Source organism: [Clostridium] celerecrescens 18A (assembly GCF_002797975.1).
Classification (GTDB): Bacteria; Bacillota; Clostridia; order Lachnospirales; family Lachnospiraceae; genus Lacrimispora; species Lacrimispora celerecrescens.
In genome coordinates, this window is sequence record NZ_PGET01000001.1 from 2,438,333 (window position 1) to 2,452,537 (window position 14,205).

Below are 14,205 nucleotides of genomic sequence, written 5' to 3' on the forward strand. Positions count from 1 at the left end.
TCTGTCTTTTGCTGCCACATATCGTTGCCACTGCTCAATCTAAATGTTCCTTGATATGTTCTTATCGGGCGCCTGAATGTGCGCTCCCTTTTCTTTTATATGATTTAATACTCCCCTTATGTCATCTATCACAGTACTACCACTCAGCTTTTGTTCCATCATAATGCTTCCAGTTCGGATTCGACCAGCTGAGTCCTTCCATAGATACTTCTTTCACCTTTTCCTCGTCGATGATAAGACCCAATCCTGGTTTATCCGGTAAGCCGATAAAACCGTCCTGATATTGGAATATCTCTTTATTTTCTACAAAATCCAGGAGATCAAAACCTTTGTTATAATGAATTCCAAGTGATTGCTCCTGAATAAAGACATTGGGGCTGCAAGAATCAATTTGCAAAGTGGCTGCCAGTGCAATAGGACCATATGGGGCATGGGGAGCAGCTGCGATATCATAGGCTTCTGCCATAGCGATAATCTTCCTGGTTTCCATGATCCCACCAGCTAAAGCTACATCCGGCTGAATGATATCGATATATCCGCTTTTCAAAATATCTTTAAATCCCCAACGTGTATAAAGCCGTTCACCAGTTGCCAGCGGCGTCACCACATGCTCTGCCACTTCCTTAAACGCCTCCTGATTTTCACAAAGCACAACCTCCTCCAAAAACATTGGCCGGTATGGCTCCAACTCTTTTGCCAGAACTTTTGCCATCGGCTTATGCACACGTCCGTGAAAATCAACGCCAATATTCAAATCGTTACCAAAAGCCTCACGCAGAGCGGCAACCCGTGCCACCACTTCATCAATTTTTTTAAAATTATCAATATAATGAAGTTCCTCTGTCGCATTCATTTTTACCGAATCAAAGCCTCTTTCCACCCGGTCTTTTGCATCCTTTACCACATCGCCGGGACGGTCGCCGCCAATCCAGGAATAAACTTTAATCCGTTCTCTGGCGGCCCCTCCCATTAAATCGTAGATCGGTGCTTGATAGTATTTCCCTTTAATATCCCAAAGTGCAATCTCAAGCCCGGAAATAACTGTCATATTAATCGGACCGCCGCGGAAAAATACGCGGTACAATTCCTGCCAGAGTGTTTCAATCTCCAATGGATTTCTGCCAATCAATCGTTTAGCCATTTCTTTTGCACCGGCTACTACGGTCTCGGTCTTCGTTCCGGAAACCATCTCTCCCCAGCCCTCGATGCCCTCGTCAGTGACTATTTTTACAAAAATCCACCGGGGTCTTACTGTATAAACGATTACGTCTGTTATTTTCATATTTCAGCTCCTAAACCTGCAGCTTCCTTCTGCTTTTTCTCTTCTAATATTCTGGCTCTCTTCTTGTTCAAATTACTCATAAATACCCATGTACCGGCGATTACGGCAATCAACAACGGAATGCTGATAACCAGATTACCGATAAATGCTTTGTAAACTAAAAAACTCACAGTCAGGCTGGTTGCCGCAAATGAGGTTATGTAACTCCCATCTGCTGCCAGATTCAGGCCAACACTGGTTGCTAACTCGGTAAGAACCGGTGCTGTAGCAGTACCGGCAAGCAAAATAACACCAGTACAAACAAGTCCCATGATAATATTCTTAAATAAATTGCCCCTTGTAATAGCCACGACCAAAGCAACACGGAAGGTTACTACTGCCAGATCAGCAAACGGAAGGACACGGTTTCCGGGCAGAACAGCTGCCATTAAAATCGTTAACGGTATAACAATCAGCGATGTTGTAATAACATCCGGATTACCAACTACCACTGCAGCATCCAGTCCAATAAGAAATTTCCTGCCTTTGAATTTGCTCTGAGTAAACTTTTTTGCCGCCTCAGAAATTGGCATTAAGCCTTCCATAAATAAAGAAGTCATCTTAGGAATCAAGACCATAACTGCAGCCATATTCACACCCAATGCCAGGATTCCTGATACCGGATATTTTGCAAGAGCACCAATGATACAACCTAATATTAATCCCATCATGGTTGGTTCACCGAAAAAGCCTAAATATTTCTTAGCGTTTTTCACATCAAAATTTAGTTTGTTAATTCCTGGAATCCGATCAAGCAGCCAGTTAAGAGGTGCCGCAATGATCACAGAAGACAATGCAGACATTGTGGGCAGGGAAACACCGGGAATCCCAAAATAATCCTCTACCAGCGGCGCCGTCCAGTCAGAGAGTTTAAAGGTAATGACCGCCATTACCACGGTTGCCGCGATTCCCAACGGGATACTTTTCGTGACATAATAAACCATAATACCGACAATTGCCATGTGATGATAGTTCCAGATATCAACATCAAGCGTATCCGTAGCCTTAAGCACAAGCATAATAATATTCGTTGCCAGTATACAGAAAATCAAAATAGCTATAATTGGTGACGACCAGGTTACCGCTGCGATTGCTCCCCAGCCTACATCAAGAATATCAAGTTTAATTCCAAAGTTTTCTACCATTGCCTGGGCAGCCGGTCCCAGGTTTGATTTCATCATATTGATAACCAGATTAATACCTGCAAAACCGATTCCAATTGTCAGTCCTGAACGAAAAGCTTTTGCTAATTTCACGCGAAAAATCAAACCGATGATCGTAATAATAATCGGAAGCATCACAACCGCTCCGGCAGCTAAAATCGTATTAAATATAGAATATATAATCTGCATGATCACTTCTCCTTAGTTTTTATTTACTTTAACATTGCAATAATCTCATCCAACGTCGCTTCTTCTCCGATTCCGGTCAAAAGGGAAATTGCACCAATCACCGGGATCCCCACATCCCCACCGGTGAATTTTCCTGTCGTAACCAGCAGATCAAAGTTTTCCGCTTTGGATTCCACCTCAAGAAGCTTACACTGTGTAACTGTAACGTCAATACCGCTGTCTTCACATTTCTCTTTTATTTTTGTACCTACCACTGTTGATGTTGCAATTCCATTTCCACAAGCTACTAATATTCTTTTCATGTCCTTCTCCAATCTGGTCCCGTAATTTTTAAGTCCTGTTTTCTATTAAATTTCTTATTTACTGCTGTAATAGATGGCTGGATATAATATCGTAAACAGGTTTTGTATCGCTGGCTGTTACAATTTTTTTTAAGTTGTCCTGATCTTTAATTAACTCCACTACCTTTTGAAGCATCTCCAAATGACCATGTGCCTCTTTTAATGCCAGGACGATGATGATATTCACATCAATTTGATGGTCCGGTTCATCCATCGCACTGAATTTTACCGGTTTTTTTAGAATTCCCACACAGATTGCTGCCTGATTGACATATCTTGTATCCGCATGGGGAATTGCTATATTGATTTCACCTGTTGACAGACCTGTTGGGAACATAGCCTCACGCTCCAGAATAGCCTCTTTATACCCCTTTTTCACATAGCCTTTATCCAGCAAATAGTCCGTTAGCTGCGTCAGTGCTTCGGTATTTTCCTCTATTCCTTCCAGTTCCAGTATCAATGATTCATCAAAAACTATTTCACTCATTCATATTCTCCTCTATATCAGCTGTTCTCTCAGCTTCTGTACAGATGCTTTTAGCCCGGACAGATTTTCACTGATTATATCCTCTTTTTTAAACAATCCGGAACCTATTCCCGCGTAAGCAGCCCCGGCATCAAAAAACTCCTTGACATTACTGCTGTTTATACCGCCTACCACCATCAGCGGAAGCTTACCAAGAGGTGCCTGAATATCCTTTAAATAAGCGGTTCCCATAATTCCAGCCGGAAACAGTTTGATAATATCTGCTCCATCCCTTATGCCCTGCATTATTTCTGACGGAGTCAGAGCCGCAGGGACAGAAATAACCCCCTGTTCTTTGCATAACTCAATAATTTCCTTACTGAATGTAATGGGAGATAATAAGAATCTGGCACCGGCAGCAATTGCTGCACCTGCCTCCTCATAGGTGGTTACCGTCCCGGCACCGACCAGTATATCATTACCGAATTCCTTACTGATGTTTTTGATAATCTCAATCGCATCCGGAGTATTCATCGTAATTTCAACTGATTTTATTGCGGTGCCGAGAAGACTTTTCACCACGGTTCTGATTTGAGAATGGGTATACCCTCTCAAAATGACTGTAATCTTTGGAAAATCTTCCTTTTTCATCTTTCCACTCCTTTCTTGCCTCTACGCTATTATATAGAGCAAGAACCGTGCCAACTTAATTGACCGGTTTTGTGTCCAGACGAAGATTTTCTCTGATTTCATTGATAGAATTGCTGTTTCTTATTAAACTTACCAGGTTTTCGCTGCTTAACATTTGATAAAGCTGTTCAAAATATTTTTTCGAATTTTCATCTAATGCCAGTACAAAGATCAGATCGACCGTATTTGTACCATCCCACATCACTGGTTTGTCCAGTTTTGTAATCGATATGACCGGTTTTGTAACGCTAGCCGGATCACCGTGGGGAATGGCAATACCTCCTTTTAAATAAGTGGTCATCATTCCTTCCCGTTTATAAACACTTAGTAAAAACCGCTCGTCCACATACCCCTCGCTTGTCATCGTCTCGATCGTCTGATCTAAAAGCTGTTCCTTTAACCGATATGGCGGATTCACAAAGATTAATTCCGGTGTAATGACTTCACCAAGTATTACATGATCCAACAATAGACTGTTTTTAATGATCTTCCGCAGTTTTGAGATACCGGAAGACTGATAGATATCATCCAGGGAAAGAAATGGAATATCTTTTACATCCGGATTAATTGTCCCAACGATTGCAAGAATTTCATATTGAGCCGCTTCCTGTAGGATAATTTGTTCTACATCTTCATTTTCTATATAGCCTCTGTTTATGATGACAATATTGTCCAATACTGATTTTAACCGCTCTGAGATAAAATCCCGCAGCAGCTTTGCTGCTCCCTGTCCGGTGATACACAGACAAAGAACCGCTCTTTTATGTTTAATTTTATTATATTTGGTTGTTTTAGGCTGCAATACTTTTTTACTGCCAAGTTCATCTACAATTGTTTCTATTGACTCTTCTGTCCAAAGCACTTTATGAAGGCATTCGATCACCATTAAGGTGTCCACCCTCCCGCAGACGGCAACCGGAATTTTTGTTTCCTGCCTGATCTTCTCTGCGAAAGTCAGGAGTGATCCCATATCTGCAAGCAGGATGCAGCCTCGTCCCTGGTTTCTTTCGATTACCAGTTGTTTTGTTTTCTCATAGGCAGCCGCCGGATCCTCACTAAGTGCCATCTCCAACGCTGCGGCGTGGTTAACTCCCAGAATTTTATTGGCGACCTCTGCCATTCCCCCTGCTACTCTGCCATGGGACAGCACGACCACTGCGGTTTTCCCCTCTGTATCAACCTGCCCTCCCTGAAATTTACTGAGATACATTGCCAAAAAGACTGCCTCGTCGGCAGGAAGCATCACATAGAATTTATCATTGACCTTATCAACAATATAAGCTGCAACTTTATATTCCTTTGCATGCCGCTTTTTAATATCTTCAAAGCTGCTTCCAAGCGCTACTTTTCTCTCTTTGGTCATATCCAGTGACGCACGGATATGTATGGCCATCGGAAAAATAAACGTATCCTTAAGTCCCGGTAATTCTTTCCGCGCTTCTTGATATATATATTCCGTAATCTCCAGAACGTCTTCTCCTACAATTGCAGATAGCTCATGAAGGCTGAATTTGGACTCTTCCATTTTGCGAATCTGCTGAACCAGCGTTGTCTCAACCTCATCTTGTAAGATCCGGCTGATTTCTTCTGCTGCTACCCCATTTTTCAAAAGCTTCGTATATCTTTCTTCCAGCTGCTCGTAAATACCAGTACCGCTCATCTTGTGTATGCGTCCTGAAAACTGCTGGTATCCCGCCACCGAAAAAAGGACATCCCCGCTGATTAAATGCCGTATATCGCCGGGAACCGATTGATTGATGCCGCTCTTTAAGTGCTCCGGAAGATTATCCGCAACTACCTCAATCGCCGTTTTATTATGTAGCTTTGCCTCTAAAAATGCCTTCGCACAGCAAACCTGGATATCTGATTTCAGCTGACCGATATTACCGGGAAACTCCGCCAAAAGCAGACAGTTTAAAACTGACTGGTTTACACGGATATCACGGCCAAGCCGCTCCCGTTCCATCGTAAGATAAAACTCGATAAACTGCCATTTTTCCTCCAGCGGCCGTTCCGTTAATGCCGGAATTTCAATGCTCATTGGAATCCGCCGGCGAAATGTTAAAAGCAGCGAGCTTTCCGGATCCTCCGTCGTTGCCGCTATAATTAAGGGATGGCTTTCACGGCTGGTATCTGCTTCTCCCAAACGGCGGAATTTGCCTTTATCCATTAAGTAAAACAAGATCTCCTGTCCTTCTGCAGGGAGTCTGTGTACTTCATCCAGAAACAAAATACCCCCATCACATAACTCAACTATTCCTTTTTTATGGTCTGTCGCTCCGGTAAATGCTCCCTTCGTATATCCGAATAGCTGAGCTAAAAGCAGCTGTGGATTATCGGCATAATCAGCGCAGTTAAATTCAAAATAAGGAGCCTCTTTTTGAAAATTATCCGTTTTGACCGCAAAATCATGCATCAGCTCTGCCAGGAAACTTTTACCAACACCGGAAGGACCATATAAAAGCGTATGCAGTCCTTTTGGTGGATACATGACTGCCGCCTTGGCCTTACTGATTTGATTTTTAAGACTACCGTCCGATCCGATAATCTTATCGAAAATGTCATCCTGAAACTCCTGCTTATTATCGATATCCAATGTTTCATCCTGAGAAGATTTAATCGCCGGTTCCCATATTTCAGGGTAAGATTTATGCAGCTGTCCGACTGTAAACTTTCCGATCTTAAACCCTCGCAGCTTTAGTAATTCTGCCAATTTGCGATCTGATACCAATCCCATTTCATAAAATAAACCTTGGATCTCCTGAAGTAATCGTTCTTTTCTCCGTTCCGATGAAGCAGGGATTCCAGTTTCTATCCGGACTTTTGTTATATTTTCGCGCAGTGTTCCCAATTCATTGGCGATGGCTTCATCTGTAAGAGGATTCCGCTTATCCTCCTGCCCGATTATTAACTTTATTTTATCCCTCATAACTCTCCCTCCCTCACTAGTAGATAATCTTTATGTTATTAAAAAGATTCTATCACCATGTTATAATATCCGCAACTCTGCGCACTAAGAAAGTCTGCGGCAGATGAATCCATGGACCGGCGGATGATACACTAAATAATTTTCTCCTATCTGTAAAATTAAAAAATGGAGAATGGAAGTGCATCTCTGCGCTCCGATTCCCCGGCTAATAGGTCACGACCCTTATGATTTTATTTACATTATCATCTTCCTATTTTCTTTTGCTAAAGAAAATTCTTGATCAGGTAATTTCTGATCATTTCAACAGGAGTTTTATTACGGCTATGGCAGACTCCTTTCATTTTATTCATACATATCTTTTGCTTTCGGAAACTTTTTCAGCATAATTTCATTAGCAGCCTCAACTTTTTTCAGATACTCAGCATAAGAGGGGCTTAGTATTTTCATGTTGGCAATTAAAACTTCCTGATAGCCACTTTCCTTCTGAAAATCCAGCATAAATCTTTGAATTTTAGCAGCCTCGGAGTTCTTATACTCTTCAGAATTCTTATAATTAATATATTGTTCTATTTGCTCATGATTGCGCTCTAAGTATCCCTCTGTATCAGTCAGCATATCGAGCATCCTGTCATTTGTTTCTTCTTCAACTTTTACTGCATCGCTTTTTGTACTTACAGTGAAAAAGGCTTCCAGAAATTCAGAAAGTTCTGAAGGCAGATATAGACCTACATGATCTAGGTATTGCACGATTGCATCATAGGCTTTTCGTTGATCCTCGGTTTCTATTGTCCCGTTCAGGAATCTGCCAAAATGCATGGATATATAAAGGCCATAGTTTCCGGGGAAAGCAAAAACTAATTTCTCTTTTATGGTATATAAATCTTCATCATGTGTCTGCAGGTAGTCAAATTCCCGATTTACATCGTAATCTGCGATCAGGCTGTCGATACACTTTTGTATATTATTCAGACGCTGTCTCCGTAATTCTGTAATATATTTGCACTTGGCTAGAGCTGCCGGTTTATTTAAGCTGTTCCTTATTTCTGCAATATCCGCAATGCTGATACCGCATTTTCTAAGAACCGAAATTTCCTTAAGTACCGATATATCGGCATCGGTATAATCCCTATATCCATTTTCAAGAATATTTGGATGTATTAGGTTTTTAGATTCATAATATTCTATCGCCTTTTTTGTCAGCTTGCATTTCTCACAAACTACTTTTATCAGCATAACTTTCCCTCCCAAAAAATTTTAATGTTCTATAAATGATCTTAAACCAGCCCCCAAGGGTGTAGTCAAGGATTTTTTGGTATTTATTTTTTAGTTTATCTAAAAACAGGATTCAGAAGTCTGTCATTCAGCCAATTACGCTCCATCGATGGGTTCAAGGACCTGCGGGATACATTGCTGTATCAACCTGACCATAATAGCCGGAATGCCAAGCGGTCTTGACTTTCCGGCTATCATGGAATATTTAAATGCATTGCATCTGAGGCGTTTACTGCTGCACGCTTAAACCATTGGATGCAATTACTTCTTTGTACCAATAAAAGCTGTCTTTTTTCATTCGTCTCAGTGTACCGCAGCCAAAATCATCCCGGTCTACGTATATGTAACCATAGCGCTTGCTCATTTCTCCGGTAGTTGCGCTGACCAGGTCAATGGGGCCCCAGGTAATATAACCAAATAGATTTACCCCATCTAAATCAACTGCGTCTATTGCCGCTTTGATATGCGCTTTCAGATAATCGATGCGGTACTGGTCGTGGATCTTCCCATCCGGCGATATCTCATCTTTAGCACCAAAGCCGTTCTCAACAATCAGCAGCGGCTTTTGGTACCGGTCATACAGTTCATTAAGTGTAATTCTTAAACCGATGGGATCAATGCCCCACCCCCACTGACTGCATTCCAGATAAGGATTTTTGACATCACCATCCACATTGCTCAAGGTCTTTAAATCTGGCATATCCGCTTTGGCACAATGGCTCTGATAATAAGAGAAGGAGACAAAATCCACAGGATTCTCACGCAGGATCACCACATCCTCAGGATCCATTTGTAACTTTACACCTTCGCGCTCCAGGCGTTTTATGGAATATTCCGGATAATAACCTCTGGCCTGTACGTCCGTAAAGAAGTAAGCCTCCTGCGACCTCTGCTGGGCGCAAAGTACGTCTTCGGGACGGCAGCTGTAAGGGTACACGCTGCCGGAGGCCAGCATACAGCCGATTTTCATATCGAGGTCTATTTCATGTGCGATTTTGGTGACCAGGGCGCTTGCCACCAATTCGTGGTGTGCGGCCTGATACTTTACCTGTGTTTCCAGATCCCCTTCCTGGAAAACCAGTCCGGCACCTAAAAACGGAAGGTGAAGAATCATGTTGATCTCATTGAAGGTGAGCCAGTACTTGACCATTCCATGAAACCGCTGAAACAGACACTTGGCATATCGGGTAAACAAGGGAATCATTTGGCGGCTGCGCCAGCCGCCGTACTTACGGATGAGGGGGATCGGGCAATCGAAATGGTTAATGGTGACCACAGGCTCCATTCCATATTTCTTACATTCAAGAAATACGTTTTCGTAGTAACGCAGCCCTGCTTCGTTTGGCGTATCCTCTTCACCAGTGGGGAAAATGCGGCTCCAGGCAATGCTGATGCGGAGGCATTTTAAGCCCATTTCGGATAGAAGCTTTATATCCTCGGGATAGCTGTGATAGAAGTCGATTGCCTGATGCGTTGGATAAAAATGCTGCGCATCAGGGCAAAGCATTTTCATCTTACCGGAAGCTACTGCGTATCGATCTTCGCCATAAGGAAGTACATCTACATTGGCCAGGCCTCTTCCGTCTGCTTCATAAGCGCCTTCACACTGGTTGGCTGCAATTGCACCACCCCATAAAAAATCCTTTTTAAACATTGCTAATCTCCGTTTCATCCTCTAAGAACACGGCCATGTTTTCATTCTTTACGCCAAGCAGGCAGGTAAAGAATGCAGCGCCGATTACCGCAGCAGCATATCCAAGCAAATAGGCCAGAGGCTTGGTGTTAACCAGTGCGCCCATAAGTCCGGACACCATCATTGTTTCTGCGCCTTGTGTCTTAAACAGGCCTAATACAAAGCCGCCGCAGGCACCGCCTAAGTTGGCGGCCAGGAACGGTTTCCACAGAGGCAGAGAAATACCATAAATCATAGGTTCTGAGATGCCGAGCAGCTGGGTCAGAATGTTGCCGAAAACGGCGGAACGCAGCTTACCATACTTTTTCTTGTCCCGGTAACGGATCAGCAGGCCAACCGCAACACCTGCCAGACCTGCACCTGCCAAGGAGGTAAAGCCCTGAAGGCACGTATATCCAACTTCTTGTAGCAGTAACGTATTGATGGGCGTAACAATGTGGTGAATCCCCATGGCAACCAGGAAAAGGAAGGTACCGGAAATAATAGCGCCTCCAAGTGCACCGGCATTATAGACAAGCCACAGGATAGCAGAGCTAAGGGTGTCACTTACAATACCACAAATAGGCTGGATAATAAACAGCAATGCCAATCCGGTGATCACAACCGAAAATAAAGCAGGAAAATGGATCTGAAGCGAATTCGGAAGTTTCTTTCTTGCGCTTTTTTCAATTTTAGCAGCCAGCATACCGCCAAGCAGTGCGGCAAAGGTTCCGCCCAGGCCGCTTTTGAATTGCAGATTCATGATACCCATGGCAACGCCGTTTAAGGCACCAACATTCGTAACGATTGCGCCGACAGCAAGACCTACAAATAAGTTGCCGCCGCGAACCTTGGCGGCCTGCCCTGCAACCGCGATGTTCATAATGGAGAAGAAAGAACCTGCAATCACACTGAGCGCCGCCATAAAAACAGAACCTCCATCTGCAATTCCGGCAGGATTGAACAGCTGGACACCAAAATAGATGTAAATATACTGTAACAGCTTCATAATGCCGTACAAAAGGCCCGTACCAGCAAAAGCAGGAATCAGTGGAGTAAAGATCTGAGAAATGATTGTGAAGATCTCGTTTCTGCCCTTTTTCTTTTGATTAAATTCCTCTACATGATCTATGGACGCATGTGATTCGCCCCCCTGTATTTTACGGATTTCCTGGCAGGCCGCATCCGCTTTACCAGGACCCAGGATTACCTGGGGATTGCTTTCATCTCCGGCCAGTCCCATGACCCCCTGGATCGCCTGCAGCTTCTTTCTGTCTACCAGTGCCGCATCACGAACGGTCAACCGCAGACGTGTCATACAGTTCCCCACTTTCGCAATATTATCAATGCCGCCCAGACCTTCGATAATTGCCGTAATGTTGATCGTATTGCTCATAATTTTTTCTCTCCTTTATTTTTTCTCCACTGAATGTAGTTTCGTAAGCTTCCTGTCATATCATGTAAGCAGTCAGGATTGCTTTTCAGTGTACAAGATACTGTAAATTGGGGAGCCAAAACGATTTCGTCTATCCCTTGATAAATGTTCTGGTGCAAGTCTGGATGGTAATCGGCAATTGTAAGCAGGGCACGAATCAGATGACTCACATATTGGAATCGGTAATCCTGCATATGGCCGATAAATTTATCAAATGATACACCGTCGTTTATAAAGGTTTCGTTTTGCTGCAGCATATGCAGCAGTGGTTCACTTGCCTTGGCAATATGAAGCCTTCCCAATGCGTAAACGGCGCTGATTCCTCTTAAGGAATTGTACGATTTACTGGTTTGCGGCAGATAGCAGTCTCTACGCTGTGCCGTTTCTATCAAAACCGAAAAGCCTGAATCATCCTCACACAAGGCCAATACCAAGGCGCTGTTTACCTGTAAGTTGATATTGTCTTCAGCCAGCCAGCTTTTTAAAGCATCTGTGATCCGCTGCTTCCATGCAGCCAGCATCGCAAAGCCTGGACTATCGGATAACAGGCCCTTGCGGATCTGTTCCTTAGTTGAATCAAAATGGGCGATCCGTTCGCGTTCAGGCGGAGGATTGTCTTTTAATACATAATGATTATCCAAAGAAAGGCAGCCCGTCCTAGTAAGCCTCTCCTTTAAGGCCTGGTACGGAACCTCCTGCAGCGGAAGTCCAAGACAAAGAGCCTCTTCTACAACGGCGGCTGCCGCTTCGCCTGACTTTTGACAGTCGCGCATCATTCGCGTATGGGAAGCCATGTCGTGATCCAGCGATAAGATACGCCCAGCTGCGATCACATTGTCCAGTGCTTTTGGAATCATCACTTCCTTATCGATAGGTACCGAAACCAGGGTGGACCACATACTTAGCCCAACGACCCAATCGCACAAAGTCTGGCTTTCAAAGGCCATATCCTTCACATGGTTATCAATGTTTGCACTGGAAAAAAATAATGGTTCTGCAGTTTCCTGGTCTTGTATCACCTGATCCATGCGAAGCTGCCGGATCCCATCTATGGCAAATCCTTCTCGTACCCCAAGCAGAGGGGACATACCCATGGTGATTTGACCTTTCTGGCAGGTGCTGTAAACGGGATTGTTCAGGGAAGCGATGATGTGGCTGGCATATTCTTCTGCCAGCTCCTGGCGGACATAACCCGCATCTATGTTATCAAAATTTATGCGGCAAGTATCCTTTTCGAAAAACTGACGTACATTGGAAAATGGCTGTGACAGGCCATCAAATTCTCTGCTGCTCTTTTTGGCGGATCCTGCCATTCGGCACAGGACCGCTTCGGCTGAGGCATCAATAAAGTAATCAGCGGAAACTTCCTTCAGGCCGGAAGGGGAAAGATACTGTATGCCTGCGATTGTTCTTCCATCCGTATATACGCCGGTCAAAGCGGAATCAAAGCTGATCTGACAGTTTGTATCCTCCAATTCCTGTTCGTACACGCACATACGTATCAGCGGATGAGACCCAAACACATCAGGAAGACGATACTGCTTTTTTTGCTGCTCGATCTGTGCGTCGTATGCTTCATAGATCCCACCGGGAGATCCCTGATAGTAATGGAACATGGCCCCGCTGTGTATACCGCCCAGAAAATTCTGTTTTTCTACGATCAGGACATGACGTCCTTTTTTAGCAAGGTAGATTGCTGCAATGCTTCCTGCGGTACCTCCCCCGATAATGACCGCGTCATAATGATTAGAAAAAGAGACATTATCTCGTTGTTCCTTTGTTATTTCTCCATGTTCGAGAATCTGTTGAAACATCAGCATAAGTAATTCCTCCAAAATTGTTCCCCACGTTCCATCGCATGCAGCAGATCTTCCGATAAGCAGGAACACAAAATGAAACCATTTGAAACAGAAAGAACAGATGACTGTTCCCCTCTGACGCATATCCGATCCGCTGTCTTCAGTAAAAGATCGCTGCTGTCAGTCCGCGTGCAAGGAAAAAGCCCAAGGGCTTGTTTGCGCAACTGCGGATATGACATTTTGGCGTCTGATGGCATTTCAAGAATATAATATCCGCCAGTTGGAAAATCATGGATCGCGGCATTGGGGCAGATTACTGGGTTCTGGCCTGCTTTCCGGATCAGAAGGTTCAAGCTTTCGGTTACCATTCCATCAGCGGCCTGCTTTGCAAATGAATCGGTAGTGTCTACATAATATTCTGCCTGTATGTGATGGATTTCATCCCGGCAGATGCCTGTAAGTATGAAATGATTCGTATTTTGCTGACGGGATAAGATCGAAAAATCAAATAAAATTTGTATTTTCTGGCTTTCCACGTATCTGCCCAAGGCGGGCATCCCTTCAGTAATAGCCAGCTGCCCATCCTGAACAATCGATGGATACTGTTTCATGTCGGCCCCAAATTTGCGGGCGGCCTCTCCCTGTGTCACTCTTTCCGGCATGTGGTCAGTCCGCATACTGGCATAAAAATCACTTGCCAACTGGTTTCCCCGATCCACAATCAGTGTTCCTTCTGGATCACATGAAGCAATTGCCATCCCGGCCATGGTCGCACCATTCACAATGGTCTTATATTGTTTCAAAATTTAGGATCTCCTCTCTATATTTTTGTGTTTCTGTTAACAATATTATATAATTTTCACCAGTGCGCTGCAACGCTTTGGGGCCAGCTTGTTCCTTATCTCAAAAGTTGGACTTTATACCTTTA

General features: G+C 43.8%; 11 protein-coding genes and 1 pseudogene. All 12 read right to left on the minus strand.

All coding sequences use genetic code 11. From position 1 onward, the window contains the following. Positions 1-136: 136 nt before the first annotated feature. Complete coding sequence (gene dgoD, locus H171_RS11285) at positions 137-1,282, minus strand: galactonate dehydratase (protein WP_100305233.1); 1,146 nt, start codon at positions 1,280-1,282, stop codon at positions 137-139. Further along, on the minus strand, positions 1,279-2,673 hold the full coding sequence (locus H171_RS11290) for a PTS galactitol transporter subunit IIC (RefSeq protein WP_100305234.1): 1,395 nt from the start codon (positions 2,671-2,673) through the stop codon (positions 1,279-1,281). The genes dgoD and H171_RS11290 overlap by 4 nt, the downstream gene beginning before the upstream one ends. A gap of 23 nt (positions 2,674-2,696) precedes the next feature. Beyond that, complete coding sequence (locus H171_RS11295; protein WP_024295764.1) at positions 2,697-2,975, minus strand: PTS sugar transporter subunit IIB; 279 nt, start codon at positions 2,973-2,975, stop codon at positions 2,697-2,699. 58 nt (positions 2,976-3,033) lie between these two features. Then, entirely contained in the window at positions 3,034-3,501 is a 468-nt protein-coding gene (locus tag H171_RS11300; RefSeq protein ID WP_100305235.1) for a PTS sugar transporter subunit IIA, read from the minus strand. A 12-nt stretch (positions 3,502-3,513) separates the two neighbouring features. Continuing rightward, a complete protein-coding gene (locus H171_RS11305) occupies positions 3,514-4,131 on the minus strand; it encodes a bifunctional 4-hydroxy-2-oxoglutarate aldolase/2-dehydro-3-deoxy-phosphogluconate aldolase (protein WP_100305236.1) in 618 nt (205 codons plus the stop codon). Positions 4,132-4,186: 55 nt separating this feature from the next. Further along, positions 4,187-7,099 carry a sigma 54-interacting transcriptional regulator gene (locus H171_RS11310; RefSeq protein ID WP_100305237.1) on the minus strand — a complete coding sequence of 971 codons (2,913 nt, stop codon included), beginning with the start codon at positions 7,097-7,099 and terminating at the stop codon, positions 4,187-4,189. A 342-nt stretch (positions 7,100-7,441) separates the two neighbouring features. Next, entirely contained in the window at positions 7,442-8,332 is an 891-nt protein-coding gene (locus H171_RS11315) for a MerR family transcriptional regulator (RefSeq protein WP_100305238.1), read from the minus strand. A 147-nt stretch (positions 8,333-8,479) separates the two neighbouring features. Next, a pseudogene (locus tag H171_RS25090) lies at positions 8,480-8,560 on the minus strand (reverse transcriptase domain-containing protein); the annotation flags it as partial. A gap of 40 nt (positions 8,561-8,600) precedes the next feature. Further along, a complete protein-coding gene (locus tag H171_RS11320; protein ID WP_100305239.1) occupies positions 8,601-10,025 on the minus strand; it encodes a 6-phospho-beta-glucosidase in 1,425 nt (474 codons plus the stop codon). Next, positions 10,018-11,439: a PTS transporter subunit EIIC gene (locus tag H171_RS11325; RefSeq protein ID WP_100305240.1), complete on the minus strand. Its 1,422-nt coding sequence runs from the start codon at positions 11,437-11,439 to the stop codon at positions 10,018-10,020. The genes H171_RS11320 and H171_RS11325 overlap by 8 nt, the downstream gene beginning before the upstream one ends. Then, positions 11,436-13,298 (minus strand): FAD-dependent oxidoreductase, encoded by a 1,863-nt coding sequence (locus H171_RS11330; protein ID WP_166433611.1) that lies wholly within the window; start codon positions 13,296-13,298, stop codon positions 11,436-11,438. Before H171_RS11330 ends, H171_RS11325 begins: the two co-directional genes overlap by 4 nt. Beyond that, positions 13,292-14,080 carry a hypothetical protein gene (locus H171_RS24325; RefSeq protein ID WP_166433612.1) on the minus strand — a complete coding sequence of 263 codons (789 nt, stop codon included), beginning with the start codon at positions 14,078-14,080 and terminating at the stop codon, positions 13,292-13,294. Before H171_RS24325 ends, H171_RS11330 begins: the two co-directional genes overlap by 7 nt. Positions 14,081-14,205 lie beyond the last annotated feature (125 nt).